Source organism: Bacillus sp. ILBB4 (genome assembly GCF_035064545.1).
Taxonomy (GTDB): domain Bacteria; phylum Bacillota; class Bacilli; order Bacillales; family Bacillaceae_H; genus Priestia.
The window spans coordinates 12,466-37,680 of sequence record NZ_JAIQVD010000011.1; the positions used below are offsets into that span (position 1 = coordinate 12,466).

21 protein-coding genes are annotated in these 25,215 nt (G+C 31.3%); 9 read left to right on the top strand and 12 right to left on the bottom strand.

The annotated features are described in order from the left end of the window. Positions 1-436: 436 nt before the first annotated feature. A complete protein-coding gene (locus LAV82_RS26810) occupies positions 437-688 on the bottom strand; it encodes a hypothetical protein (protein WP_029319701.1) in 252 nt (83 codons plus the stop codon). A 571-nt stretch (positions 689-1,259) separates the two neighbouring features. Between LAV82_RS26810 and LAV82_RS26815 the strand changes: the two genes are divergently transcribed. Next, a complete protein-coding gene (locus LAV82_RS26815) occupies positions 1,260-2,057 on the top strand; it encodes a hypothetical protein (protein WP_223269033.1) in 798 nt (265 codons plus the stop codon). Between the two features lie 2,346 nt (positions 2,058-4,403). On the opposite strand, the gene LAV82_RS26820 is transcribed toward LAV82_RS26815, so the two are convergent. The 3 genes from LAV82_RS26820 to LAV82_RS26830 form a co-directional block, all read right to left on the bottom strand. Continuing rightward, complete coding sequence (locus tag LAV82_RS26820; RefSeq protein WP_499717325.1) at positions 4,404-5,075, bottom strand: sulfotransferase family 2 domain-containing protein; 672 nt, start codon at positions 5,073-5,075, stop codon at positions 4,404-4,406. 532 nt (positions 5,076-5,607) lie between these two features. Beyond that, complete coding sequence (locus tag LAV82_RS26825) at positions 5,608-6,951, bottom strand: FAD-binding oxidoreductase (RefSeq protein ID WP_499717326.1); 1,344 nt, start codon at positions 6,949-6,951, stop codon at positions 5,608-5,610. A 513-nt stretch (positions 6,952-7,464) separates the two neighbouring features. Next, complete coding sequence (locus tag LAV82_RS26830; protein ID WP_098526682.1) at positions 7,465-8,028, bottom strand: class I SAM-dependent methyltransferase; 564 nt, start codon at positions 8,026-8,028, stop codon at positions 7,465-7,467. 1,150 nt (positions 8,029-9,178) lie between these two features. Here LAV82_RS26830 and LAV82_RS26835 point away from each other — a divergent pair. After that, on the top strand, positions 9,179-10,099 hold the full coding sequence (locus LAV82_RS26835) for a beta-propeller fold lactonase family protein (RefSeq protein ID WP_499717327.1): 921 nt from the start codon (positions 9,179-9,181) through the stop codon (positions 10,097-10,099). A gap of 968 nt (positions 10,100-11,067) precedes the next feature. On the opposite strand, the gene LAV82_RS26840 is transcribed toward LAV82_RS26835, so the two are convergent. Continuing rightward, positions 11,068-11,568: a hypothetical protein gene (locus LAV82_RS26840; RefSeq protein WP_098591091.1), complete on the bottom strand. Its 501-nt coding sequence runs from the start codon at positions 11,566-11,568 to the stop codon at positions 11,068-11,070. A gap of 1,394 nt (positions 11,569-12,962) precedes the next feature. On the opposite strand from LAV82_RS26840, the gene LAV82_RS26845 reads away from it, so the two are divergent. The 3 genes from LAV82_RS26845 to LAV82_RS26855 all read left to right on the top strand — a co-directional run bounded on the left by LAV82_RS26845 (position 12,963) and on the right by LAV82_RS26855 (position 15,212). Continuing rightward, a complete protein-coding gene (locus LAV82_RS26845) occupies positions 12,963-13,439 on the top strand; it encodes a hypothetical protein (RefSeq protein ID WP_016766733.1) in 477 nt (158 codons plus the stop codon). A 444-nt stretch (positions 13,440-13,883) separates the two neighbouring features. Continuing rightward, a complete protein-coding gene (locus LAV82_RS26850; RefSeq protein ID WP_211079276.1) occupies positions 13,884-14,369 on the top strand; it encodes a C1q-like domain-containing protein in 486 nt (161 codons plus the stop codon). Between the two features lie 345 nt (positions 14,370-14,714). After that, positions 14,715-15,212 carry a hypothetical protein gene (locus LAV82_RS26855; RefSeq protein WP_499717328.1) on the top strand — a complete coding sequence of 166 codons (498 nt, stop codon included), beginning with the start codon at positions 14,715-14,717 and terminating at the stop codon, positions 15,210-15,212. 94 nt (positions 15,213-15,306) lie between these two features. Here LAV82_RS26855 and LAV82_RS26860 read toward each other — a convergent pair whose 3' ends face one another. After that, positions 15,307-15,876, bottom strand: a complete 570-nt coding sequence (locus LAV82_RS26860) for a kinase (RefSeq protein ID WP_499717329.1) — start codon at positions 15,874-15,876, stop codon at positions 15,307-15,309. Between the two features lie 519 nt (positions 15,877-16,395). Here LAV82_RS26860 and LAV82_RS26865 point away from each other — a divergent pair. Next, on the top strand, positions 16,396-16,527 hold the full coding sequence (locus LAV82_RS26865) for a hypothetical protein (RefSeq protein WP_016766729.1): 132 nt from the start codon (positions 16,396-16,398) through the stop codon (positions 16,525-16,527). A gap of 686 nt (positions 16,528-17,213) precedes the next feature. Here LAV82_RS26865 and LAV82_RS26870 read toward each other — a convergent pair. The 6 genes from LAV82_RS26870 to LAV82_RS26895 all read right to left on the bottom strand — a co-directional run bounded on the left by LAV82_RS26870 (position 17,214) and on the right by LAV82_RS26895 (position 23,380). Beyond that, complete coding sequence (locus LAV82_RS26870) at positions 17,214-17,597, bottom strand: hypothetical protein (RefSeq protein WP_499717330.1); 384 nt, start codon at positions 17,595-17,597, stop codon at positions 17,214-17,216. Positions 17,598-17,770: 173 nt separating this feature from the next. After that, a complete protein-coding gene (locus LAV82_RS26875) occupies positions 17,771-18,829 on the bottom strand; it encodes a phosphotransferase (RefSeq protein ID WP_499717347.1) in 1,059 nt (352 codons plus the stop codon). A gap of 20 nt (positions 18,830-18,849) precedes the next feature. Further along, positions 18,850-20,022, bottom strand: a complete 1,173-nt coding sequence (locus LAV82_RS26880; RefSeq protein WP_074684435.1) for a carboxylate--amine ligase — start codon at positions 20,020-20,022, stop codon at positions 18,850-18,852. Between the two features lie 15 nt (positions 20,023-20,037). Next, the gene (locus LAV82_RS26885; protein WP_144647161.1) at positions 20,038-21,324 is read right to left on the bottom strand and encodes a glycosyltransferase family 4 protein; all 1,287 of its coding nucleotides are present in this window, start codon (positions 21,322-21,324) and stop codon (positions 20,038-20,040) included. Then, the gene (locus tag LAV82_RS26890; protein ID WP_499717331.1) at positions 21,321-21,977 is read right to left on the bottom strand and encodes a PIG-L deacetylase family protein; all 657 of its coding nucleotides are present in this window, start codon (positions 21,975-21,977) and stop codon (positions 21,321-21,323) included. The genes LAV82_RS26885 and LAV82_RS26890 overlap by 4 nt, the downstream gene beginning before the upstream one ends. 584 nt (positions 21,978-22,561) lie before the next feature. Beyond that, entirely contained in the window at positions 22,562-23,380 is an 819-nt protein-coding gene (locus LAV82_RS26895) for a YncE family protein (protein ID WP_499717332.1), read from the bottom strand. Between the two features lie 292 nt (positions 23,381-23,672). Between LAV82_RS26895 and LAV82_RS26900 the strand changes: the two genes are divergently transcribed. The 3 genes from LAV82_RS26900 to LAV82_RS26910 all read left to right on the top strand — a co-directional run bounded on the left by LAV82_RS26900 (position 23,673) and on the right by LAV82_RS26910 (position 25,033). After that, positions 23,673-23,897: a hypothetical protein gene (locus tag LAV82_RS26900; RefSeq protein ID WP_223272403.1), complete on the top strand. Its 225-nt coding sequence runs from the start codon at positions 23,673-23,675 to the stop codon at positions 23,895-23,897. Positions 23,898-24,033: 136 nt separating this feature from the next. Beyond that, positions 24,034-24,567 carry a spore coat protein gene (locus LAV82_RS26905; RefSeq protein ID WP_074684246.1) on the top strand — a complete coding sequence of 178 codons (534 nt, stop codon included), beginning with the start codon at positions 24,034-24,036 and terminating at the stop codon, positions 24,565-24,567. A 37-nt stretch (positions 24,568-24,604) separates the two neighbouring features. Beyond that, on the top strand, positions 24,605-25,033 hold the full coding sequence (locus tag LAV82_RS26910) for a spore coat protein (protein WP_074684247.1): 429 nt from the start codon (positions 24,605-24,607) through the stop codon (positions 25,031-25,033). The last annotated feature ends 182 nt before the right edge of the window (positions 25,034-25,215 follow it).

A 25,215-nucleotide genomic window follows, 5' to 3' on the forward strand; every position in this document is an offset into this window, starting at 1 on the left:
TGAAGAGGCTTTTGATGTGGGGAAAATGTATTTCCAAAGGAATTAAGGTAAGATTGTATTAACTAGTAAATAAACTCTATTCATTAACTCACTTCAAGTGAATTGTCCAATCAATAAAGTGAAATACATCTAAAGTCTCGTTAGTTAAAAGAAAAACTCCCTACCGTCTAAGGGAGTTTTTTCAATTTAGAGTGTATACGATATATAAAGTTAGTTTTAGAATGCCATTCTAAAGAACTCTTCGGGAGGTAGACGTCTACCGAGGATTATTTTTTCAGAATATGTACATTTTGATACATCGTTATCGATGAAAATTTAATGTTCCTTCGGTAGGTGAAATTGGAATTGATCAATAAAATGCGTACATTTTATACATGTGTTATGACCTATGAAAAATGATATGAAAGATATAACTTCAAAAAAGTCTTCACCTCTTTCAATCAAACTTTTTTAAGTATTTAATACTTAAAACCTGGTCGATATTAAAATACATGTGCTCAAATTTCCTCTGTTTATCTAAGGATGGATTGTCAGGTACAACTGAAAGGAATCTACCTAAATGTAACTTCTTGTTACCGATTAATTGCTCCTCTATGTCATATATAGATTGTTCATCTTTAATTGTGTAATTTCTTCCATCTGTGGTTTTAATTTCAATAGAAAGTACATCTTTAGTTTTGTCTCCCATTTTTTCATCTCCCTTTTAAACCAGAGAATATCATATTTTATAATCATTAATCTTAATTAACGGTAAGATGGTTCATAAAAGCCTAGTTGTACTAGTGAACTAAATTATCGATTTTAAGTGTTTAACAACTTTACTATTCATCGTAAGGTAAGGCTATAAATACACTTACTAATTTATCTTCTATAATTTACCTAGTTGTTGGAAAAATGTAATTGGAATGACAACATTTATTTAGGGTGTAACAGCGATTTTGACTATTGCGTTTTTAACCTAACCTCTTTTAGTTAATGTAGATGTTCTTATCGTAAACATATTTAAGATCATCTTGTACATTAATAAGTAATGGGCGCTCTTTGTTAAATGTATATATGAGGTTTCGAAAAACATAGTAAATTTAACTTTTATATACCATGATTGAAAAAATTACTGATTAGAGTTCAGTAGTTTTTTATTATATAGATTATGTCACTGGATTTTAGCTTTGAAAATTTTTATTTTATCCCTATTAGTGGATAAGTATACAAGCAAATTAGCCGTAGTTTCATAGCTTATATTAACGATATAAAAGGAAGTGCATCAATTGAATAATAGAAAGTCAAAAAAAAAAACAAATAAGGTTTTCCAGTCTAGTCAAATATTAAAAATTGGGCCCGATCAACAATACCAAAATAACCTTCAAGTTAATGTTTATGGTATCTTTACTGCAGGCTCTAAACCTAGTGATTTTAATGGACGGCAAAAAAGATTTAATCGAGACATCAATTTGGCGAATCAGATATGGAATGGGGGAGGAATGTGTAATATAAATTTTATTCCACAACCTATATTTGAAGTGAAAACAATAATAGATGTGACCAATTTAGGTTTTCAAGCAGCAATGGAGGGTCCGGTTAAAGGTTTAATTAAGAAAGTTAAACATAAGATTGGCAATCCAATTGGGATATATGTTGTTTATACGAGTGGGAATGATTTTGCAGTTTCTTCAGGTAGTACTAGCCCTATAGGTGCAGGAGGAGTCATAATTGAGGATTTTAGAATCAAAGATGATATACCTGAATTTACACTCTTTGGCTCTATTGCATTGAGCAATAGAGCTTTAAATGCCCCTTTTACATTTGCACATGAAGCAGGACATGTTTTATTGACTGAACTTGATAAACAACCTTTTAATAATATATTTAAATTTAATGCTATAGATCCTACGGGACCTTTTATTAATCCTGTAACGGGAAATAGTGATACGGCTCACAGTAACCTTGTAGGCAATCTCATGGCTCCTATACTTCCTAACATCATCCCAACTATTGATCCCTTACAATTAAAAAAAGCTAGAATGAGTAGAATATTTCAAAATGCAATAATAAAATGATAAATAGATTATCATTCATTTGAAAATGCCATTAGATAATGGTATTAAAGCCAATGGGAATAATAAAATCATTTACAAGATCTCATAATGCTATTATATTTACTTTATAAAATATTGTATTAGTGCGTTATCAGTTAATATATTAGTTGTTATCAAAAATAAAAGCCTTAATAATCTTTGGCTTTAGCGACTTCTGGTATCTGGATATACCCAAACTTTTTTGATTGGAATATATATTATATAAAGTTACTTCAGAAACTATAAAGGGTCGCTCTTACTAGATGATTTGGTATAATAGAAAAAACTACTGATTGGGCGGCACCAGTAGTTTTTTCTATTTTTTAGCTGTAGACGGGCTGTATTATTGGTTCATGTCATGATCTGTATTGATAATAATTAAAACCTTCAAGGTAAACAAAATAATTTATGGCTTCTTAGAACCGGATAACAAAATGGCTCTTGAACTAAAGTAACAATTCATAAAAACCAAGTTCTTTCTCATAGTACTATGCAAAATAACTTTCATTAAATTAATGGTTACATTAATCAATTCTTTAACTTCCTCTCTATATTCACAGGGGTAAAACGATAATGATATTTATAATAATTTGATTTACTTTTACTTTATATGTTTAATTCATCTTTTTATTCATAAAACATTCAAATAAAGGTCTTAACTATTAGATTCTCAAATGGCTTTTTAGTTCTTAAAACTTAAAAGTTCATTCCGTAGTGAATACAAAGTTGATTTACATAACAATAATTATCAGAAATAACATGGGGAAATTATAAACTTTAGACATCGCTAAAATGTAAATAGTCATTTTCAAATTTATTGTTTATATATTATTGATTCAACACGTTTCTGCGACGATCAAGCCTGGATTTTTTGTATAAAAACCAGGATTTTATGTTTTTAAATCATACTAAATAAAGGAGATACACAAGTTCTCTCGAATTTGTGTAGATGAAATTTTATTATATGGAAAGCACAAAGATAACATATCTAGAAGGCTCTTTCCCTTTTGCTAAATCATCTAAATTCTTCACAGCAACCGAACACACATTTCTCACTTTAATCTCTATCTTTATTCTCTTTTTGAGTGTTTTTCTACTTCAATATAAAAAAAGTAAAAAACATCTTGAAGAGCATAAGGGGTTTTTGCCCCCACCATAGGCGTGGGGCTAGGCAAAGCCTAGCAAAACCGTGGGTACAAAGAAAATCGTTAAATGTCCCCTTTACGTCCCCTTTTTTTGGCATACGTCCCTTTCAAGTCCCCCTTTAAAATCTCAATGTCTCTTTTATGTCCCCTTGTTTTGAAGCAATGTCCCTTTTGCGTCCCCCTCACAGGTGACTTAGTGTATATAATCTGTTGATGTTGAGACCCTTCAAAGGTCACATGAGTTTATCAAGATTGAAGAAATTTCTTTGGTGATTCATATGCTAAATTCTGAATTTTCCCAACAGCTTACTTCATAGAGGATACATCTAATTTGCGTATGATATGTGGTCTTTGTGATCTAATTGTGGTGTCTTCTTTAGGCAGTATCAACTACATTTCTCGTCTTGAATATCTATCCAAAGCAAGCTCAAAAACTTGCGGTTTGGCGATTGTAAATTGATTTGGAAGCACTCTTTCTTCAAGAATTTTGCATTCCTCTTTTGCATTTTTTAACCAAGCAACCCTCCCAATGTATTCAATTTCCCTTAAAGTTTTTCATTTTGATCTACGATAAGACCCTTCTATTTTTTGAGTGCACCCCATGTTATTATAAAGTCTACCACTACTTTAATTTCTACATGGGGTGCTTCCTATCCAGAGGAAGTACCCTTTCTTTGTTTACTATTCTTACTTTCTTTACATGTTTTTCTAAAATCGTTTTCATTTATTTCATAATGTTTGTGCGGTTTTCAAGAGCTAAAAAACGTAATTCCTTATGTAGCTCTTTTGAAATGTCAGAAGTAAGATGACGATTTCCTTCTCCAATTTTAATCATATACTCTTTCTTCCAGACAACGTATTTAATTTGCAACGCTACTTATAATTTTGTCTCAAAAGGTATGATTTCCATTCTGGAAAGTAAAAAAGCCATGTTCTAAAAAAAGAACATGGCTAAAGAAAATGAAAAGGTGGTAATACATCATACAGGCTTTTTAAATAATATCGTATTAGACAATAATCTAACTATAACAAATGAAATTAGATTTCTAGAGCAAACTATTCAAGGTGCAGCAACGCATCAACCTATGGGATAATTCTTGTAGCAGAAAAGCTCGCTGTAGAAATAGGGAATTTCCTTGTTTTTTATTCCTGCATATCCAAATAAATATATGTGAACTTATTTTTAAAGATCTTTCAATTGCCTAATAAAATTAGATTTTACATATTTAAATAGTTCTATATCTAACTCATTATTTTTTTCTATTTTCTTTGTTATTGCAGTTGGTACTTCACTGAGTCGAGGGCGGGATTTTGTAACATTCTTCTTCACGTATTCAATATTAGTCCAATTAAATTTATTCTTTAGCAATAGAAGTGATTCATTAAACAACTCTGTTATTCCAACTAATTCAAATACTCCTAGATTTTCTTTTGCTTTTTCTAAACTTAGTTGAGAGTTTAACCCACAAATTTGATGAATTTGTCCATTCTTAGCTTGTGGATCCCAATCAATGTATTCTTCAAAGGTCATATTTTTCATATTCTCCTCATAATAACCCGGATATGTTTTTAAAAAATAATATAACGATATCACACGTTCAATAGGATTACGCATCATAGTAAAGTAAGTATAGGGTTTAGAAAAAAGGTCATGTATTCCATAAAAATGGTGACCAGATATTGCTTTGATTACTTTTTTATTTTCTTCTTTTAACTGACTAAAATGCTCGTTCATTGCTTTCACGGGGACATGATCATATATCTCATTCTCAGCATAAGATCTTTTGAAAATTTCATTTAATGTGGTTCCTCCAGTTTTAGGAATGTGTATAAAGATAATAAGCTTTTTCCCCATTGGAAAATTTACCTCCTCTCTTAAAAATCCTTTAATTCTTATTTTCCAAATGCAAAGAGGAAAATTCCCTTTTAGAAATTATGTAACAAGCATAGTCATAAATTAATAGAATCAAAGGTCCTTGCAAGCAATGATTTCAAGATTTTTTAATTAAGTGTTGAAAGTAACACATACCATTTCCACATGATTTTCTTAATTTTAGTGTATTCCCCTTTTTTCCTTTTTGGAACTTGAAAACTTAAAGAATAAATTCTAACACCTTGAGCAAACTACTCAAGGCGCCGTAAGATGTCAAGTACAACTGTTTATGGTATTTACAAGAAAAATTGCCTTACTGCTACATGGGGGAGTTTTTACTTCTAAACTAGTAGCATGAGCCACACCATATAAAGGTGACTTCTTTTCGCACCATAATCAACATCATAGGAAGTTACTGTATATATAACATGTTCCGTTAATAGATATTACTAATTCTTACCAACTTCCAAATTTAATCTAAATAGTTATAAAATAGTAAATGAAAAAGATAGACTTAAAATTTAGGACGTATACTTTGTGGAAAACGAAATACATTTTCAGGATCATATTTCGCCTTTATTTTTCGTAGCCTTTCATAGTTTGAGCCATAATATGCTTTTCCATATTTTTTGATGTTTTGATCTGGAACATTCACATATGAGCCTGTTACATATGGTTTCAACTGTTGGCGTACTTTTTCAACTGTTGCAAGATTCGCATCTTTTTGTGATTTATTTTCCCAACTAGCAGTCCATTCCGTATAAAACAATGGATCGCGCCAAAAGAAGGCTGTTTCGTTGCTTGGTACTCTGCTTAGAGCACCGCCCCAATTTATAAAAAAGAAATTGGCTTCTGTCCCAGTGGCCTCTTCCAAAAATTGTTTCATTATTGAAATAGGTTCTTTCGACCAAAGATCCAATACCCATGCCGAAGAGAATTTAACACTCTGATCAGATCTACCCGGGATCGGTTCGTCAGGGTCTAAGAAATCTATAGCATCTGGATAAGCTAATGTCTCTATAGTTGTTTCTTTTGGGGTTCCAGCATTTAGTAAAGGCTTTAATAATCTCCTTAGCTCACTTTCTGAACCTAAGAAGATTCCCTCTGCATGGCACAGTCCATTTACTTTGCTATAAATCTCAAGTAAACACCCTAATCGTTCGTCTACAAACGGTGCCCATTGTTGCCAAGCCCTAAATACAGTTTCTAGTTGTTCCCATGGCCAGATAATATTAAAGACTGTTGCTGTCCTAGGGGCCTGATGAACTTTAAAGGTGTATTCTGTATTATATCCAAAATTACCACCGCCGCCACCTTTAGAGGCCCATAGTAAATCCTCATTACTAGATTGATTTGCTTGAATAATTTTACCTTTTGCATCTACCATTTTCAATCCGATAAGGTTATCGCTTACAAGACCAATCGATCGTGACAGTACTCCAAACCCACCACCCATTGTTATTCCTCCAATTCCAACGGTTGGGCTATCTCCAAACGGAGCCATAAAACCTTCTCGAGCTAATCCTTTTACAAGTGGGCCGACGTGAATTCCTGTTTGAACCGTTGCAATCGCATTTTTCCTATCTAAGGAAACTTTTTGCATTTCACTCACATCAATAACAACACCACCTTTTACTACTGAAAGGTTCTTATCTAGAGCATGGCGCCCACTTCTGACGCGCATGGGCACTTCATTCTCACGAGCCCATTTAATAGCGTTGCTTACATCTTGAGAATTCTGTGCGAAAACAAAGACAAGGGGAGAGACATCAACATAAGGGTTCCAATTCTTAATGGCTTCTTCATAGCCAGGGTCTCCTTTGAAGATTACTAGTCCTGTTAACTGTATTGATCCCATCTACTCAACTCCTAATTTTAATAATAAAAATGTAATTATAAATTTTATGTAATATAAATAATAAAATATGCAATTTAACTTGATGATAATGGAAGATATATTAATAAAAGCTAATGTTTTGAGTAAACTACTCAAGGCAATTAGGGTTATCAATATACACATAATTTTTTCTGTTTTAGACTGTATATGATATACAAACTTAGTTAACACGGAAATCTACGAAAAAGAGAACCTTGATATACCAAAGGTTCTCTTTGTGTAACTTTTTTCCAATATACAGCTTTCTACACAGCCTTGATATAACAATGATTTCTCTACAAGTGAATGAAAATAAGGTGTATAAAAAGCGCACATTTTATACATATGCAGCTAAGGTAAAATGTAGTCTTGATGGTGAAAATACGGTTTCATTAATTCGAAGTTATCTTTTCATTGCTTGTTATACGTATGAAACCTGATAAAAAGCTACCCCAGTCTAGAGTGACCCCAATTAGAATCAACTTAAAGTTACTTTTACACCATTAGAAATTCAATAAAAGGACGTGTTTGTAATTCTTTTTTCGTTACTCTTGTAGGTTTAATGGCTCGTAATTCTACAACCATTTCACTTACAACATTTCGCTTTCTCATCACGTCCTCGTATATTTCGTGAAATGATTTTTTCTTATATACTGCTTGACTAATAAATAAAGAGATTTTTTCCGTTTTCCAATCACCCTTGTATCCATAATCTGCTCTCCAATAATAAGGTTGTGAAAAACAAGCAAAAGAATCTATAAAGTATGGTTTCACCACATATTTATTATCACTTAATCCATATTGAAGGCGAAAAACTGCTTTTGAATCATTTTTTGCTATTCTGTGAAGTTCCTGCATTAGAGGGAGTGTAAAGTGGATATGTTCAATTAGGTGACTTGCATAAAATTCATCTATGCTATTGTCTTCAAAAGGAAGAGGGATTTCTGAACACATTTCTAGGTCAGCTACAATGTCCACTCCTTGTCCTTTCATGATATCTAGATTTATCCACTCTTTTAGAATAGTTTTCCCACAACCCAGATGAAGTTTTTCCTTCATTAATATTTCCTCCTTTTTTGAGTCAGTGCCTTCTTAAGAATTGTCTATTTTTCTTTATAAATGTTTCTCTTATGGAAGTTACAACAGGAGTTAGTCTCAGTTTAATAGAATATCATTTAAAATTAATAAAAATAATTAATTGATAAAATCAAAATCTTTTATTGTAACACTCCATAATGGCTTCTTCAGGAAATAGGCATCTTATATGGAATCTGCACTCGTCCACACCCTTCTTACTACTTTACATATTATAAATTAAGCAATTCTATTTCAGTATTCTCCTAATTTTCTAACAGAAGGTTTGAATGTCTGTCTGTTCAAGAAAAAACTACCTTAATTCTCCCATAAGATAGTTTTCCTTTTCGTATAATCACAATTATCAAAAAAAGCCCTTAGAAATGTTTGTTCTAGGGACTTTTTGATTTATAAAGATTAGAATGATGCAAAAATATGAGCATTAAAAGTTAATTATTCCATCACCAAAAAAAACTATTCTTAATACACTATATGTTTTCATTCTCAATTAGGTAACTTGCCTAAGCTGAATATTTTCTATTATTGGAGAAAAGTACTCGAGATGGTTCACATTATTACTCTGTATAAACCTGCGTCTAAACAGAAATAAACACTGTTCAGGAACAGTAGTTTTTTTTTGTTAGGCTGTATAGTTTATTCATTTTTAGTTATCTGGGTTTTATGGGAGGCATAAAAAAGGAAACCCACTGCTCGCTTCATGATAGCAATAATATTCCTCTAGACCTAATTTAGTAAATTTATTACATGAAAAATAATTATCTTTCTAAGTTGTCCAATCACTTTTAATTAATTGATCATTTTATATAATAAGGACGCAAAAGGGAGGGAATAACCATCATACATCCCGATAACGAAAATTTACTTGAAGTATTAGGTAATGTTAACAAGGCCCTTATTAACATTAACAAAGCGATAGATGATTTCGAAAAACAAAAAGATTTTGAAAGGGTATATGAACTTAAAACAGTAAAAGTCAATCTTGAAATATCAAAGAAAGTAATAATGTATGGACTATTTCATAATTAACTTTAATTTATAATATAAAAGGTTTTCACGACAATTTGGACATAAAGCTATGTAAGTTTTCTTATTAATGAAGAAAGGGAGAATTCAATTGATAACAACACCTTCGATTATTTATAGTGTTCTCGCTTATGTTGCAAATCCTGGAAATAACACAGTTTCAATAATCGATGTAGAAACTAATTTAATGACTTATAACATTTTAGTTAGAAGTATCCCATACAGACTGGCTATTACACCAGATGGAATGCGAATTTATGTTGCAAATTATGGAGATCTTACAATCTCAGTAATTGATACGATCGCTAATGCAGTGACTGCTACTATTTTCACTGAAGGCAATCCATCCGGACTAGCTATTACACCAGATGGAACACGTATTTATGTTACAAATGAGGATAATAATACGATTTTGGTAATTGATATTGCTACAAATACAGTAATCGCCACAGTTTATGTTGGCACCACTCCTAATGAGGTGGCTCTTACACGAGATGGAAAATACGCTTACGTTACAAATGCGGGTAGCGATAATGTATCGGTCATTAATACAAATACAAATACAGTAATTTCTACTATTTCCGTTGGCTATAAACCATCTGGAGTAGCTATTACACCAGACGGGATGTATGCTTATGTTACAAATAAGTTCAGTGACAATGTATCGGTTATTAATACAGCTATAAATACAGTAATTTCTACTATTTTCGTTGGTTATAAACCATCTGGAATAGCCATTACACCAGACGGGATGTATGCTTATGTTACAAATGCGGGTAGTAATAATATCTCAGTTATTAATACAGCTAAAAATACGGTAACAGCTACTGTTTTCGTTGGGGATGCTCCATCTGGAATAGCTATTACACCGGATGGAACCCATGTTTATGTTACAAATGAGTTTAGTGACAATGTATCGGTTATTAATACAGCTACGAACACAGTGACCTCTACTACTGATATCAAAAGTAACTCTTTTCCCATTAGAATATTAATTAAAAATGGTATGTAATGAAATTTATTAGCCACGAGAATTAATTAACATACTGAGCTTTATTAGAAATAATCAGAAAACAATATTAAGCGTACTATATTGACGAAGAAACATTTATTTTAAAAATGCATTGACTGATACAGTATCGGTGTCTCTCTTGTATCCGTATAAAAGGACTAAACAAATATGAATTCTCTATTTAGAATAATAATAACTGTGCAAGGCTTCAATCGTGGAGGTGAAAATAAGTGAAGAAAGAAAAAGCTAATTTAGAACTGGTCGTTTTCCTTGTACAGTAATGTAGCCCCTAGTCTTTTCTAATTTACGTAATCGTTGTTAATAAAAGGGGTAAAAGGTTAACTAAGAACTATTCCCTAGCGAGGATCCCGGTATTCGACACTGGCTTGGTTAAGCTGTACATAATCCCCTCCTCCCTAAAAGAAGGATTTAAAACCCATTGGCTTTCCCACTGGATTGGAAACCTCTTCAGGATTCCCGTTCAAAAATAAAAATGAGTCACTGAATGGGTTCAGTAGCTTTCTTAGTTATTATATATAAATTTAGTTAACAAGAAATATTTTGGATTATTTTCTACAACCGGAACCATGCTCATTATCTATATAGTGTCTACAACCACAGCTATGATTATCAATCCCCTTGTGTCTACAAAACACAGACTTATTCCACTAGTAAAATATATCCCTCTTTAACCAGTAAGGGCATTGTATAAGTTACAATAAAATTAGCTAATACTAAAAGCATAGAGTAAAAAAGGAGGCTCTTAGTATCAGCAAACTAATAAAATTTTATAAAAAATAGGCAACTATCTAACGATTTATTATATGTCTTTTAATATAACTTAAAATCCATTAGGAGTAGTCTATCTAAAAAAGAACTAGTTATTAAACTAGCTCTTGATATGCCAATTTAATTGCTAATTTCAAAATACATTATTGTAAATGCAATTTAAATATTTGAAATTTTCATTAACCAATCCGATTTATAGTAAGAGAAGAACTACCCACAATAACTGAATCACCAACTTTATGAATTCGAACATCAATTACATCATTAGCTAAAAGATCTAATTGAATAGTTTTACTTACAGTGGCTAAAGCTAGTGTATTACTCGTTACAGTTAAACTTACCGCAGAAAAATTTAATGGAACATCATTAACAAAAAGAAACCCCCTAGCAAGGTCTGTTGGATTAATTCCAAGAGTTAAACTCATAGATATTTCGTAAACCCCCGATTCATTAATTGTTATTGTATCATTAACTATACTTAATGTTACATTAGCAGAAGGACCCACGAAGTCATAATCAACTTTTGTTTCATCAACATCTATAACTTGTCCAGATTCTTTACGTAAAGAACCAAAAGCGGGTAATACACTTGACCCTGAAGGCCTTGATGTTGTGCAATAACAGGAGTTCGAAGTGCGATTGGAGCAACAATAACAGTGTTTCTTTCGACATGAAGACAAAAAACTCCCCCCTTTATTTAACTCATACTATAGCTATATTAAAAAAATATTAATTTTGCTTGTATGCCTGTCTAGAATACTCTACATAATTTTTTGTTCTCAAGAGAGAAGCTGTTGAAATTATTTTTAATAGTTTTTTCCATATACGAATAGGTCTTTGTTTACTAAGGATTTGTTTCTTTCGTTTATTAACATTACTGTCATCATCTTCGCGACCATGATCTCCACCACCGTAACCATTGCCAGCGCCACCATCTACGAAAAATCATATGTTTTCACTCCTATATGTTTATACCTTTAAAATATGTACAAGGGATGAAAGTGTTCATTTTGAAGTTAGAAAACTTCTAAAGGCGTTTTTGAGCATCATCAGACAATTATGTTTCATTGAAAGAAAAAAGCCACTGACTAGGTTCAGTGACTTTTTTCTTTTGTTTATGGATGGACGCTTCCTTGAGTTTTAGGGACTCAATACCATCATTCTCATAAAGAGTTTGTTATCTGTTAAGAGTTCTTCTAGGTTTGGTATTCAAAACGTTGAACCTAACAATGCATATCTTTCTGATTTGTCGCCATTAAATTTCTGGTTTTTGAAAAGGTGTTTCCTCTCAAATACGCAGCTTTTTATCTATCGTGGATTCGATAATATTCTAAGGGCGTTTGAATGAAGGATGTATAAAAAGTGCAGCTTTTATAAACATGTTAGCCCAAGAAAATAGTACCAATAAAAAATAGGATATTATCTGTAGTTATACATTATTTCCTTAAAAGCATTTTATAATTACTTAGTCGTTAAAAAACGATTCCTAGGTAATTGGGGTTCCAGTAAAACACAGAATTTTGTTTCTAGATTATATTTTATTTTTCTTGGATTACTTTATAACCACTTATAAAACGCATCAATAAAATGATAAAAAACTTATTAGTTCTAAATTTTTTTAAATTTATATTTATATATAAATGTTTTTGACTTGATATATGTCTTTAAAAACAATTTAAAAAATATTAATTTTCAATAAGTAAATAATAAAATATTTATAAAAAATTAATGGTTTTATCATTTACTCTAAGTGACGACAAATAGGAGATTTTTCTACAAACAAAGTAATAATTAAAATAAATTTATATAAAGTAACTTTTATAATATTTATATAAAAATAAGAAGGTTATAAATATATCTTAATAAAAGTTAATTATTAAATTTTATTAAGTAATAAAATGATATTTAATGTGATTTCTTGAAAAACTATCTATTGATTTCTATTATCATATTCGTAGTTATTGGAAAATCATCTACGAATACAAGACGTATACAAAATGTATTTGAATAGATGGCAGGAACATGAGGATGAAGTGCTGAATATGTATACAAATTGTATACACGAGGTGATAAGGTGGGAAAGCTAGATAAGTATGCTCGTCAATCAAGATCAAAAGAAGCAAGCAAAGTGTTACCGATTCGATTGCCAGAAAGTATATATGAGCAATTTCGAGAGCGTTGTGAAGAGTTAGGTCTATCAATGTCGGAAGCTGGATATTTACTCATCAGGGAAGAGTTAGAAGAGAATCTATACACAATGACTACAAACGAAGTTGCTGCAACTACAGGACGAATACAAAAATCTATACAAGATGAGAATACACCGTATATAAAAAAAACTACAAATAGCTCTTCTACTTTTTCTAGTCGCTGGACGTCAGCTCATTATGAGGTTGAAAATGAACTACCTTGTCCTTTATGCTACCAATGGTACAGTAAAACTAACTTTGCTCGTCATGCCAAGAACCATAATACAACTACAAAAGAGCTCTTAGAAAATAACAAAGAGTTTATTTTTCAAATGATAAAAGAACGTAAACACAATGCGTAACAATAACGTAAGAGGGTTTTTGCATATGCATACCCTCTTGCTCGAAAGTAAAGTGGAAGAACGGATTTATTCCTTATAACATAAGTATTTATGAAGATAAAGAAGAATTTCGAAAGCAGGGCATACTTGTTTTTTCTTACTTAGGGGGTTAAAAAGTAAGTTATTTATTGAATTCACAGAAATTTAGCATAACTGGACAAGCACAAAAAGAAAGGAATTTTGTATATATAATAAATTAGAAGGAATCCAATTGAGGTCTATTTTTTACATTTAACAATTGATATTGGTAACAACGTTTATCATAGCTTGATGGGTTTGCTATTGCAGAGAATGCTAAGAAAAGAGTATCAAATTAGTATTTTTGCCTATAGTAGGCTAAGAATACTAACCCTTTTTCTATAAAGGAATAAACTATATAAAAATACAGGAAACGGGGTTTATGAAATGAAAAATTATTATATTCCTCCTAATTATGAGGGAGTATATAGACCGTATGTTAACGATGTAAGAGCAGGAGCTTCTGCTTTTAGAGCTATTAATAATGTAGATATTCCTCTCCAGGCTAACAGTGCTAACAAGGTTCGTTTTCAAACTGAACAATATGATTTGGCAAATGAATATGATCTAAATACCTCTACTTTTGTCCCGAGAGAAAGTGGAGTATATTCCCTTTCATCCTCAGTTAAATTTAAACCTTTTAATAGTAGCCTATATAACTTAGATATAGTTTTTCTCATAACCAACAAGGGAGAAACTGAAGGAAGAGATAATGAAGCTTTTGCAGCAAAAAGACCAGGAATTATAACAGCAAGTGAAACCTTTTGGTTAAATGCGGGAGATCAGGTTGTAGTAGGGATGAGAAGTAGCATTGCTGGCATGATACAAGGGGACGGCAGTACAACTTTTTCAGCAGTCAAAGTATTTCCCTAAACAATATGAATGTTAGTTTAAGCTTAATTTTATTTGACCTATTATCTCCGAGTAAACCTTCTTTCCCCTATATAAAAACGTCTTTAAATTGATGAATAGAATAATTTCTATACTACTTATACATTTCCTTGAACTGTTCAAGCTTGTTAATTTTACCTTTCCCCCTTATATAATTGCCTTGTAAGTTATTAAACCTTTTTTAATAATTCATATTAAATGAGAAAGTTCAATTTTAAGATCTATGTAGAACTCAACGCAGATGTATTAATATTTTCATTAGCTTAAGAGGGAAATATCTTTTAAATATATCATATAGTCAAACTTTTAGAGAAAAGAGGAGGAAAAGTGGTAAGTGCTATTTTGCGTGATGAAGATATAAAGTCCATTAATTTGTGGATAACGAAGATGAGGCAGTATAAAACACAAGATACGGAGTGGATGACTAAAGCCGCAGTAAGGACCTTAAAATTAGATTATAAAATAATTGGATATGGATACGAGCGGGTCACTTATGATCTTCAAAATGGATATGTATTAAAAGTTGCCACGTCAGAGTTAGGACTTAAAAGTAATAAAAATGAATTTATAATATATAAGTGCTGTCATGCTAAGTTAAAAGAACATCTGTGTCCGGTTAAGGAAGTCGGATATGGGTGGATTATAATGAAAAAAATGACAATCTCAGTACCTAGAACTGAAGAGTATGATAACCAATTAAAGTATTTAAAAAAGAGGTTTAGACAATATGGAGTAAGACCTAAAGATTTAGTAAGACCTAATTTAGCTTTAACAAAGAAAGGGAAGATTGTCTTTATTGATTATGGGGACTTTACATTAAAGTGAAAAGGATATCCTATAAAATTAAAAGATTAATATTAGCTTTTGTTTTTATGGATTATCCTTTCACTACTATCTGCATAATGAAATAATAATATCTTTACTTATATTTTTTCCATTTATCATAGACGGATGGACGAATTTCTCTTACGAATTTCAAAAACTCATCTGTTAACCCTAGTTTTTTTAATCCTTTTAATAATTTAACAGGTACAGGTTGGTCAGAAGTAAAAGCCCTTTTATGATCGATAACTTTTAAATCTCCTAACTCGTTGATTAACACATGGCGTATTTCTGCATCATATCTAGTGAACCCTAATTTTTTTAGTTCATCCAACATGTTTAAAATCTTCTCAACTAGAGGCTTCGTTAACTGTCCATGCTTTTTTAGGTATCGTGCGAGTGAGAATCCTTTTATATATTCCATAACTATAAAGTTTGCGCCATATTGATAAAGACGTGGCATTACTGGAGATGATTGGCCTCTTCGCAGTGCTTCCAATTCTCTTTGTTGTGTTTCTTCTTTAAAAAAAAATTTAATACACCGATCAGATGTTAGTTGATAAACTATACCATCTGCTCCGTCCCCGATTATTTCATATTCTTTTAAGTCTTCCTTTCGAATAACCTTATTGTGTTTATAATTAATTGTTGGTGAAAAATCTTTCAAATCTATTCCTCCTAAAAATGAAGAATCATGTTTTCAAAATCTGAGCTGGTGATTTCTTCATTGTTATTACTATTAGGTAACTTAAATGTTAATTACTTGAACCTTCTACTTATAAATGTATAAAAGATTCATTAATTTACTTAAGTTAGCATTTAGACGAGTATCTTATTACTCTTTTTCTATTGAACTTCAGGATATATTCTCCGAGTGAGAAGTGAATTTTGTTATTTTCTCATATTTTATATCTTATTCTTGGATTAATAAGATGCTTGGATTCTTGTCCGTTAATTAGAAAATATATTTTGTAGTGTAAATTAATAATTCTAGCTGATGTTAATTGTCTTGATAATCTGTTGACTTATAATTTGTTATTTGGTGTTATTAAAGAACTTCCTAAATATTTATTTTTCAAATGTTATTTTAAATCAGAATTTTTTTGAAAATATGGTACAAGTACCCTTTCCAATTGCTTGTTTTTACATATAATATTATTAAAATTGGAAGAGAGGTGCTATTATTATGGGTTACAAAGAATACTGGGACGAGGAAAAGAATTCAGAGGAAGTTTCTTCTAAAAAGAAAAAAAAGAAAAGTGAGCACAAAGGATCTGGTGCAACGGTAAGAATTATTAGTCTGTGGAAAAAAGGATAATATTTATATTCATCTATCTTTTTTTATGTAACTAATAATAGAAGCTACATAACCATTCTTTCAAGCCTAATGAAGGAATGGTTATGTAATTTTATCTGGAATATATTGATAATAAAAGGTGTTATTTACAAAAAGGGAATAAAACAGTAGGGATTGCTTTAAAATTTAAAGATACTACTGATTGTTAAAATATTAAATCCTTAAGGTTTGGATTCTCACGAATACTAAAGAAAAGCTTAGAAACCAAGAGACATATTATGAGTAACTAACCAATCTTTTAATCGACTTAAATAAAAAGGTTAGGTGTAATCCTATTACACTAACTATACACAAACTGATTTTCTAATAAAAATCCCTACATAACTTACCAAAGCACAAAACATTACTGTAATTAAAGACATACATACTTAGGGTCTATTTTACAAACTGCTATGTTACTAGAGGAACTAGTAAAGTTTCATAAGACTATTTTTAGGAAACGTTATATGGTATTGCTGCTAACTTATTGAAGCTATAAAAAGATTGCTTCTTTACATTTTTGAGACAAATTAGGTGAGTCAAATATCAATGAATATGTATAACACTTAGGTGGAAAATATCCCTTTATTAATCGTGAATTGTGATTAAAAAGGGATATTTATTTAGAAATTTAATTGAATTTTATTTGATAATTAAAAAAGGATTATTTACGGATACATTGTATCGTAATCTGTGCTTTTATATTTACATTTATCCTTTTTGTGTTTGTGCTCGTCTTTTTCTTTGTATTTATCTTTTTTGTCCTTAGACTCGTATTTGTCTTTTTTGTGTTTGTACTCGTCTTTTTCTTTGTATTTATCTTTTTTGTCCTTAGACTCGTATTTGTCTTTTTTGTGCTTGTACTCGTCTTTTTCTTTATATTTATCTTTTTTGTCTTTAGACTCGTATTTGTCTTTTTTGTGTTTGTACTCGTCTTTTTCTTCATATTTATCTTTTTTGCACTTACAGTCATGTTTGTCTTTGCTAGCGTCATGGATGACTTTTAAATCGTAATGCTGGCCTTCTTTTTTGTTTTTATAAGATTTACTCATATTGCTTTCCTCCTTTCATATTATATTCTATTTTTCTCCAGTAAAATTGCTTGTACTATACGGAAAAATATTCAACATTACAGCCTATTTTTTAATCTTTCCGGAGAATCATTTTAAAATGTCTCTCCGGAAAGATTGTTATTTATAGAGATTGATAACTTACCTTATATATATCACTCTATTCCTAATTCCCTACCCCAAATTGCTACTTTTTCCAAATGATAACCTAGTAACTCGCCTCCGCGGTTATCAAATATTCTTCGTAATTGGGTGTGCAATCCTTTTTCTAATGTTCTTTGTAAATAAGCCATTTTGTAAAGATCTCTTGGATCAGTTTTAAATTTAATTCCATGCTTTTTCATTTCGTTAACGTAAGTTACTATACAATGATTTCGAATTTCTTCGGCGTATTTTTGCCAATCTGCTCTGAATCCCAATAATATTTCTACTAAAACTACCATATCAAACCATGTTGGAGCATATCTTGCTGACTCCCAATCAATGAACTGAATATTCCAGGGATAATCTTTGGTAACATCTTTACTACATATATTTTGCATGTGAAGATCTCCATGTGTAAGAGAAGAACCATTTTCCAGTATTTCAGGGAAAAAATCCGGACCTTTACTATATAGTTTTATTAAGGGCTTATAATAAGGTTTTATTAAATCTTTTGTTCTGTCATCGCTAACTGCCTCATCGAGAAAAACGACCGTTTTTTCAATGTATTTTTCTCGTTCCTTTCTTGCTGATGCGGAATCATAAGTTGGAAGCCAAGAACTCCAAGCATCATTATATTTTTTGAATCTGTCTTCGAATGTGCGAGCATGAAGTTTAGCAACCGTGGGAATAATGTAGTCTAAATGTTTTGGGGTAAATTTTAATTGACCGCGTATTTGATTAACAAATTCCATGAAAACCCAATCTTCATTTGAATTCCTTTCTATGAGGTAAATTTGAGGTAAAAATTCTTTCAGCAGTGGGTGGAGTTTCTTATATATATTAATTTCAACTTCATTTTTTTGAGTTGTTGAACTATAGACCTTAAAAATAATTGGATAGTAACCACTTTTTTTTCGAAGTAATAATTTATATATGCTGCTTCTTTTGGTTGATTTCAGACACTCTATTTTAGTTGGATCAATGATAACTTTTTCGCCCATGGAATAAGAAAGCTTTTCGGAAATCTTTAATTTCGTAAATAGTTTGTATAATAATTTAGGTTCATACACAATTTTCATTCCTTCCTTTGTTATTTCCAATGTTGTTTCCAAGCGTTAACCAAGTGAGAACATGTACTTCTAATAAATGGCATTGGGTCATTCCATGCAAATAGGGCGAACTCTTTTTTTCCTTGAAAACCTTTATAAAAATCAATAAAACTCATTTCTTTTCTTTTTCTTTTTTGAAGAAAAGTCAGATAATATCTTACTAGATATATCCATTTAACCCCATCTATTTGATAGAAGATGGGCTCGGGATTTTGTTTAGTTAAATATAAATAATACATATAGACAAAATTAATACCAGAAGGTTCTGTTAAGCTATGTGTTAGCCAGAAACGTGGGTTTATTTCAATGAATTTGTAAATACCATCTCGAGGATCCTTTTTGAATTCAGCCATACCAATGCCTTTAAGTTCAATTTCTTCAAAGAAGGGTAAACATATATCGAAAAGCTCTGGAACTCGCTTACTTATAATATGTGCACCCGTTCCAAACTCTGCAGGAAATTGGTGATTTTTTTGTAAGGAGAATAATGCCATTAATTTCATATCGTCATCATAGAAAGTAGCGACTTTATAAAAACAATTATCATCTCCAGGAATAATTTCTTGAATAATTAGCTTTCCATATTCCCTGTAGGTCTGGTAATCAGCTTTTAATTGGGCTAAATCATTTATTAAGATAGCTTTTTTGTTAATGTTTTTTCTGAATTCATGGCCAAGAACTGGCTTGAGGATACAAGGAAAATCAAGATTAGCAATCGCTTCTTCAAAGTGGTCTTCATTTTCTACAATATATGTTTTAGGACATGCGATATTATGCTTTAAAGCCAATTCATATGCCTTCTCTTTGTCTAAAACTTCTTCAATTAAAGAGTGATCTGGAAGTAAGAACAAAAAGTATCTAGACAGTACTTTGCGATTTCTTGAAATAAAAACAATATAATCATCAGAACCTGCATATAATATAGGTTTTTTTCCTATGCTTTGGGAAAGATTGATTAAAAACATAAGCAATTCATTTTCTTCAGTTAAAGGATTGGGACATATATTACAAGTCGCTAAACGGGATTTTCCTATCTTATAAGCTCTCTCTGTATCAAAAGCATATATTTTTATCCCTTTTTTAGATAAACTTCGAATTATTCCAACCCCATTTGCGCTCAAATCAAGCACAACTGCACAATGTTCATGTTTCATAAGGTTTAGCCACCTTTAAAATTTATTATATATACTTTCTATTTTTCTTATCATTCCATCTGTGGTTAAGTGTGTCTTAGCAAAATTAAATGCATTAGTACTAGCTTTATCTCGAGCTCGTTTATTAACAATGAAAAATCTTAATGCTTGTGCTAGTTCTTCTGTATCTCCAGGTTCAACAATAATTCCTGTTTTACCATGTTTAACAAGTTCTGGAATGCCACCGCAATTTGTTGAAATTATTGCTGTCCCACTATGCATGGCTTCAATAATCGCAATCGGTAAACTATCGTTAATTGTTGGAAGTACAAAAATGTCTGTTTTGCTTAAAATATAAGGTACATCGTCTCTTGAACCTAAAAAATTCACCATAGGTAAATCTAAGGAATGTAATTGTTTCTCTAAAGTTTCTCGCATTTCACCATCACCAACTATTAATACTTCAACATTATTTGTGTATTGCTTAATACGTGATAATGCATTAAGTAAATAGTTGTGCCCTTTTCTTGGTCCTAATCTGGCGACACATGTAATTACAAGTTTTTCTTGGTGCCCCAGCTTTTTTTTGTAATATTTTTCTGGATAATTAATACCTGTTATTACTGTTGTCATTTTTTCGTGTTTTGCTCCTAATTCTGTTAACGAATCACGAAATGAGTCACTAAGAATAATGAGCTGACTAGCAAACTCAATTGCTTTTCTCTCTAGCTCTTTATAATAGGTTTCCTCAATAGAACCCTTTTCCATTAAGTTGAATTTTAATCTTTTGAAAGTGAACATCCCATGAGGAGTGAAAAATAAAGGCTTGTTGTAATTTGCATTAAATCTTCCTAGAATATTTGCTGTAAATATATCCTGTGCATGAAAGATATCGTATTTCTCTAAATCCATTTTTTGAAGCATCTGTTCATATACATATAAAAGACGACTATTAGATAAGATTTTTTTATCATAACTTCCATATCGTCTAAGAAAGAATTCCTTTAATTTAGGGGTAATATCTTCTCGTAAATTTTTTACTGTCGCACTGGGAAATAGATTAGGGGAGATAACATCAACTTTATGGCCTTGTTTTTTTAAACCTTTACTAAGCTCAGTAATATAATTGGACAATCCTCCTATATGAGGGTAGTCCCAAAATGTAGCGATTAATATAGTGAGTTTCTTTTTTGAGGGACGTTTTTGAGGGCTTATCTTTGTTCTATATTCTTCTCTAATTTTTACTGGCGGGAGATTAGGTTTATAGTATTCATCCATTTTTTCAATGATATAAGGGTAAGGGAAAATAAGATCTCTTATCATTTCCAAACCCTTCTTATCACTTCAAAAGCTTCTGCATATGGCACACCAATAGTCATACCTCGAACTCTGCCTAGATGTTTAACTCCTTCGTAAGAACGAGGGTGAGGGAAATTTCGCATTTCAACGTCATAATATTTAAGTGCATTAATCTTAGCATCAATATTACTTGTGATATCAACAAAATAATTTGGTTTAAATAGGTTATCAGAAGTGGAGGCATTCCATTCGCTAGAAGATACAGTTTCAAATGTAATTAACTCTATTGGTTCCTTATTAGGAAGAGGTCTAGTTGCTGTTAATACTGCCTTAAATGTAATTTGATGATCAAGATTTAGATCACCATAATGATGGGTGAATATTTTACTAGGTTTATATTTTTCGATCAATTTTTCAATTTCCTTCGTTAACAAATGAAGAGGAATTGATTCTAACTCTAAATTGGGATGCCCAAGGAATATTACTTCATCAATACCAAGCTGCTTGTTTGCGAGATTTCCTAATTCTTGAATGTGGTGTGCTTCTTCTTTTCTTCCTAAAGCCACAACGATTGAAATTACCTGGTGGCCTTCATCTACAAATCTTTTTAAAGTTCCTGCTGTTCCTAATAGTTCATCATCAGGATGAGCTCCAATTACTAATATACAATCTCTCATTTTCTTTCCTCCTGGTTCCGTATTATATTTAATATATGAAGTACTTGTACCTTTAGAAACTGTCATTGGCGGAGAACTAATAGTTATAAATTTAGAAATTTCCTCGAGGACAGTAACTCAGAACGATTGTATATTTTTAAATTTTCACCTAACAAATAATTAATTATGAGTGGAAAAGGGAAGGAAATTGAAAAACGTTCGTTCTTAAACAATGGTTTAAGTGATATATATAGGTGCTTTTTTATAAGCACTAAATTAACACGAAAAATATGTAATTTTTCTTGGTTATCCCTTAATTAGTCTAGGAGCACACAAAAAAAGCCAGGGCTCTCCAAACCTATGGCTTTTTAATCCACTTACATAAAAATTAAATTTAATTTTGCCGCGAATCTTATAGTATAGTAGTTAACTCTTATTTACTTACTATATCCAGAGATACGCTGCTTAAAAAGGAATTTTGTGATACCTAATTAAATGGTATTTTAATACAAATATTATCAATATACTTATACTAACATGCCCAATTTTATATATTTTTGTCTAATCATTAAATTGTTACTCCTTATAAATTTTATAAGGTTAGATTATTCTAAAGAAAGGTCCTCATCGATGTTAGCCATAGGAGATGTTACTGGAACAGTAGCAACTACAATATTAGTTAGTCCGTCAATTACAGAAATTGTATTTTCTGCTTCATGTGTCACATAGATCTGATTATTGGATGAATTAACCTCTATACCTGTAGGCTGATTTCCTACAGGTATAATAGCCATTACAGTGTTTGTTATTGCATCAATTACAGAAACAGTATTACTTCCCTTATTTGAGATATAAATTCGATTAGTGGCCGAATTTATACCTATACCAGACGGTTGAGATTCTACTAAGATCGTGGAAATTACAGTATTAGTTAACCCATCAATTACAGAAACGGTATTCTTAAATTCATTTGTTACGTAAATTCGATTGATATATGGATGGACATCTATATCAGTTGGGTAAGTTTCTACTGAAATCGTGGAAATTACAGTATTAGTTAACCCATCAATTACAGAAACGGTATTACTTCCCCTGTTTGAGATATAAATTCGATTGATATATGGATTGATCCCTACACCGGCCGGTTGAACTCCTACTGGAATGATAGCAATTACAGTGTTAGTTGCCCCGTCAATTACAGAAACCGTTTGGCTCCCCCCATTTGTTACATAAATCCGATTGTTATTTGGATTCCCATTTAGGCTAATTGGCTGATGCCCTACAGGAATAGTAGAAACTACATTATTTGTTGTTGCATTAACGACAGAAATTACGTTATTATTCTCATCTATTACATATAGCTGATCGTTAGAAGCTCCACTATCGCTAAAATTAACATTTATTTTTTTTGCTTTCTTCGCCATTTTCACCAACTCTTTTCATAATTACTGTAAGAAAATTGTTGAAAACATAAGGGGAATATCTTATGTATAAATATATGATATTATTATTTTTTTATTATTCAAAAAAATAACTTGACCTTATTATAAGATAAATTTCTCCACATATACTTTTACCCCTATATTGGATATGATATACCCCTGGCATCATTTTAAAACTTATAATATTTGGAAATAAAGGTCGAACTCAGGAGTTTCCTTTTGTGCAGTAAATACATATAGTATTATGGCAAATATCATGAAAGGAGCAGGTAACTTGAATAATTCAAACCAAAAGCCCGGGGAAACCCCTAACAAACTTATGGAATTAATGATGCTAAACATTCTTCAAAAACACGGTATTACAAAAGAGAATGTTAAAGGGAAAGTAACTGATGAACAAAAGCAACTAATCTTCGATTTATTAGAAGAATTAAAACAGCAATCCGGTTCACTTGTTGATAGGGCCAAGTCCAATTCTCCAAAAACGAAACCAAAGTAATTCCGTTTCTTCTTAAAAGCGCCTTTTTTAGGCGTTTTTTCTATTTTAAAATTGGACATAGGCTCATAGGGTTTAGCCCAATCTTATTCATTCAAAAAATCATATATTATTTCATATAAGGAAAGGAGTGTTAATCATGCCAACTCATAAACGCTATGAGTCTCGTGAAGTAAAGAAAAGAAGTAAAAAGAAACATTCTGATCATGACCACAAAAGTCGTTTCGAATTAGAAGAGGATGATCATTTTTCCCATTTATTTGAAAGCGATAATCATTTTGAGGACGAGAGTAAAGAGGATGCAGTTATTGAACAAGAAGCAGATGCATTTTCATTTGTTGATCAAGAATCTACTGAATTAATTTGGATTAAGGATTCATGTGACATTGAAGTTACTACAACAGATACTCAGGTAGCTGTGCAGCTTCAAGTTGCTATCCAAGTAGCTCTTGGAGTAGTAATTTCCATTCTTTCCGCTAATGTTGCAAATTCTGAAGTTATAGCTCAAGACTTACTAGCACATGCTAACCTTGAGCAAACTAACAAACAAAAAATTGTCATTGTAAATTCAAAAGATGTCAAAATTACAACAACTGATGTAGATGCCGCTGTAAACATTCAGGTAGCAGTTCAAGCTCTAATTGCAGTATTTGTTTCTGTCCTTAGTTCTTAATTCTTATTTAATTAAAAATTTAAAGAGGTGAAATAGTATGGGTGAACAAAAATGGAGAGCACTAGACCATTGTAAAACTGGAACACATAATGGAGCAGTTATCGATCAGGATGCAGAGGCAGCAAGTTCAATTGAACAACAATCCTTTGAATGGATTATTGTTAAGGATTCTGAATGTGTTGAAGTAAACACAACAGATGCACAAGTAGCGATACAATTACAAGTTGCTATTCAGGTAGCTATTGCAGCCGTTGTAGCCATTCTCACAAGTAATGTCAATCAGGGTGAAATTGTAGCTGAAGAAATGACAGCACTATTAGGGACTAAACAACGGAATAGTCAAAAAACAGTTATTGAAGGATCAATAAATGTAAAAGTTAATACAACTGATGCAGATGTTGCTTTAAATATTCAAGTAGCAATTCAAGTGTTAATCGCAATATTTGTTTCTCTACTTAGCTCATAATTATGAGTTATTTTTTTAACGCTGCAAATTAAAATAAAGAGATAATCGTAATAATCTTGGATTTTTTTTATCTATTAAGAGGTTACTAGCAGAAAAAGAGAGGGATAGTCTAAAAAACGGTTCCCTCAGTTAATAGTTTTAGAGTACACCAGAATTATATAGAGTTCTAAAGATTATTACGT

Coding starts and splice junctions, on each gene's coding strand:
- LAV82_RS26850 (WP_211079276.1), top strand. CDS start 13,884: ATGAAAAATTATTATATTCCTCCTAATTATGAGGGAGTATATAGACCG.
- LAV82_RS26880 (WP_074684435.1), bottom strand. CDS start 20,022: ATGAAACATGAACATTGTGCAGTTGTGCTTGATTTGAGCGCAAATGGG.
- LAV82_RS26825 (WP_499717326.1), bottom strand. CDS start 6,951: ATGGGATCAATACAGTTAACAGGACTAGTAATCTTCAAAGGAGACCCT.
- LAV82_RS26865 (WP_016766729.1), top strand. CDS start 16,396: ATGGGTTACAAAGAATACTGGGACGAGGAAAAGAATTCAGAGGAAGTT.
- LAV82_RS26895 (WP_499717332.1), bottom strand. CDS start 23,380: ATGGCGAAGAAAGCAAAAAAAATAAATGTTAATTTTAGCGATAGTGGA.
- LAV82_RS26890 (WP_499717331.1), bottom strand. CDS start 21,977: ATGAGAGATTGTATATTAGTAATTGGAGCTCATCCTGATGATGAACTA.
- LAV82_RS26810 (WP_029319701.1), bottom strand. CDS start 688: ATGGGAGACAAAACTAAAGATGTACTTTCTATTGAAATTAAAACCACA.
- LAV82_RS26905 (WP_074684246.1), top strand. CDS start 24,034: ATGCCAACTCATAAACGCTATGAGTCTCGTGAAGTAAAGAAAAGAAGT.
- LAV82_RS26830 (WP_098526682.1), bottom strand. CDS start 8,028: ATGAAGGAAAAACTTCATCTGGGTTGTGGGAAAACTATTCTAAAAGAG.
- LAV82_RS26870 (WP_499717330.1), bottom strand. CDS start 17,597: ATGAGTAAATCTTATAAAAACAAAAAAGAAGGCCAGCATTACGATTTA.
- LAV82_RS26910 (WP_074684247.1), top strand. CDS start 24,605: ATGGGTGAACAAAAATGGAGAGCACTAGACCATTGTAAAACTGGAACA.
- LAV82_RS26820 (WP_499717325.1), bottom strand. CDS start 5,075: ATGGGGAAAAAGCTTATTATCTTTATACACATTCCTAAAACTGGAGGA.
- LAV82_RS26885 (WP_144647161.1), bottom strand. CDS start 21,324: ATGATAAGAGATCTTATTTTCCCTTACCCTTATATCATTGAAAAAATG.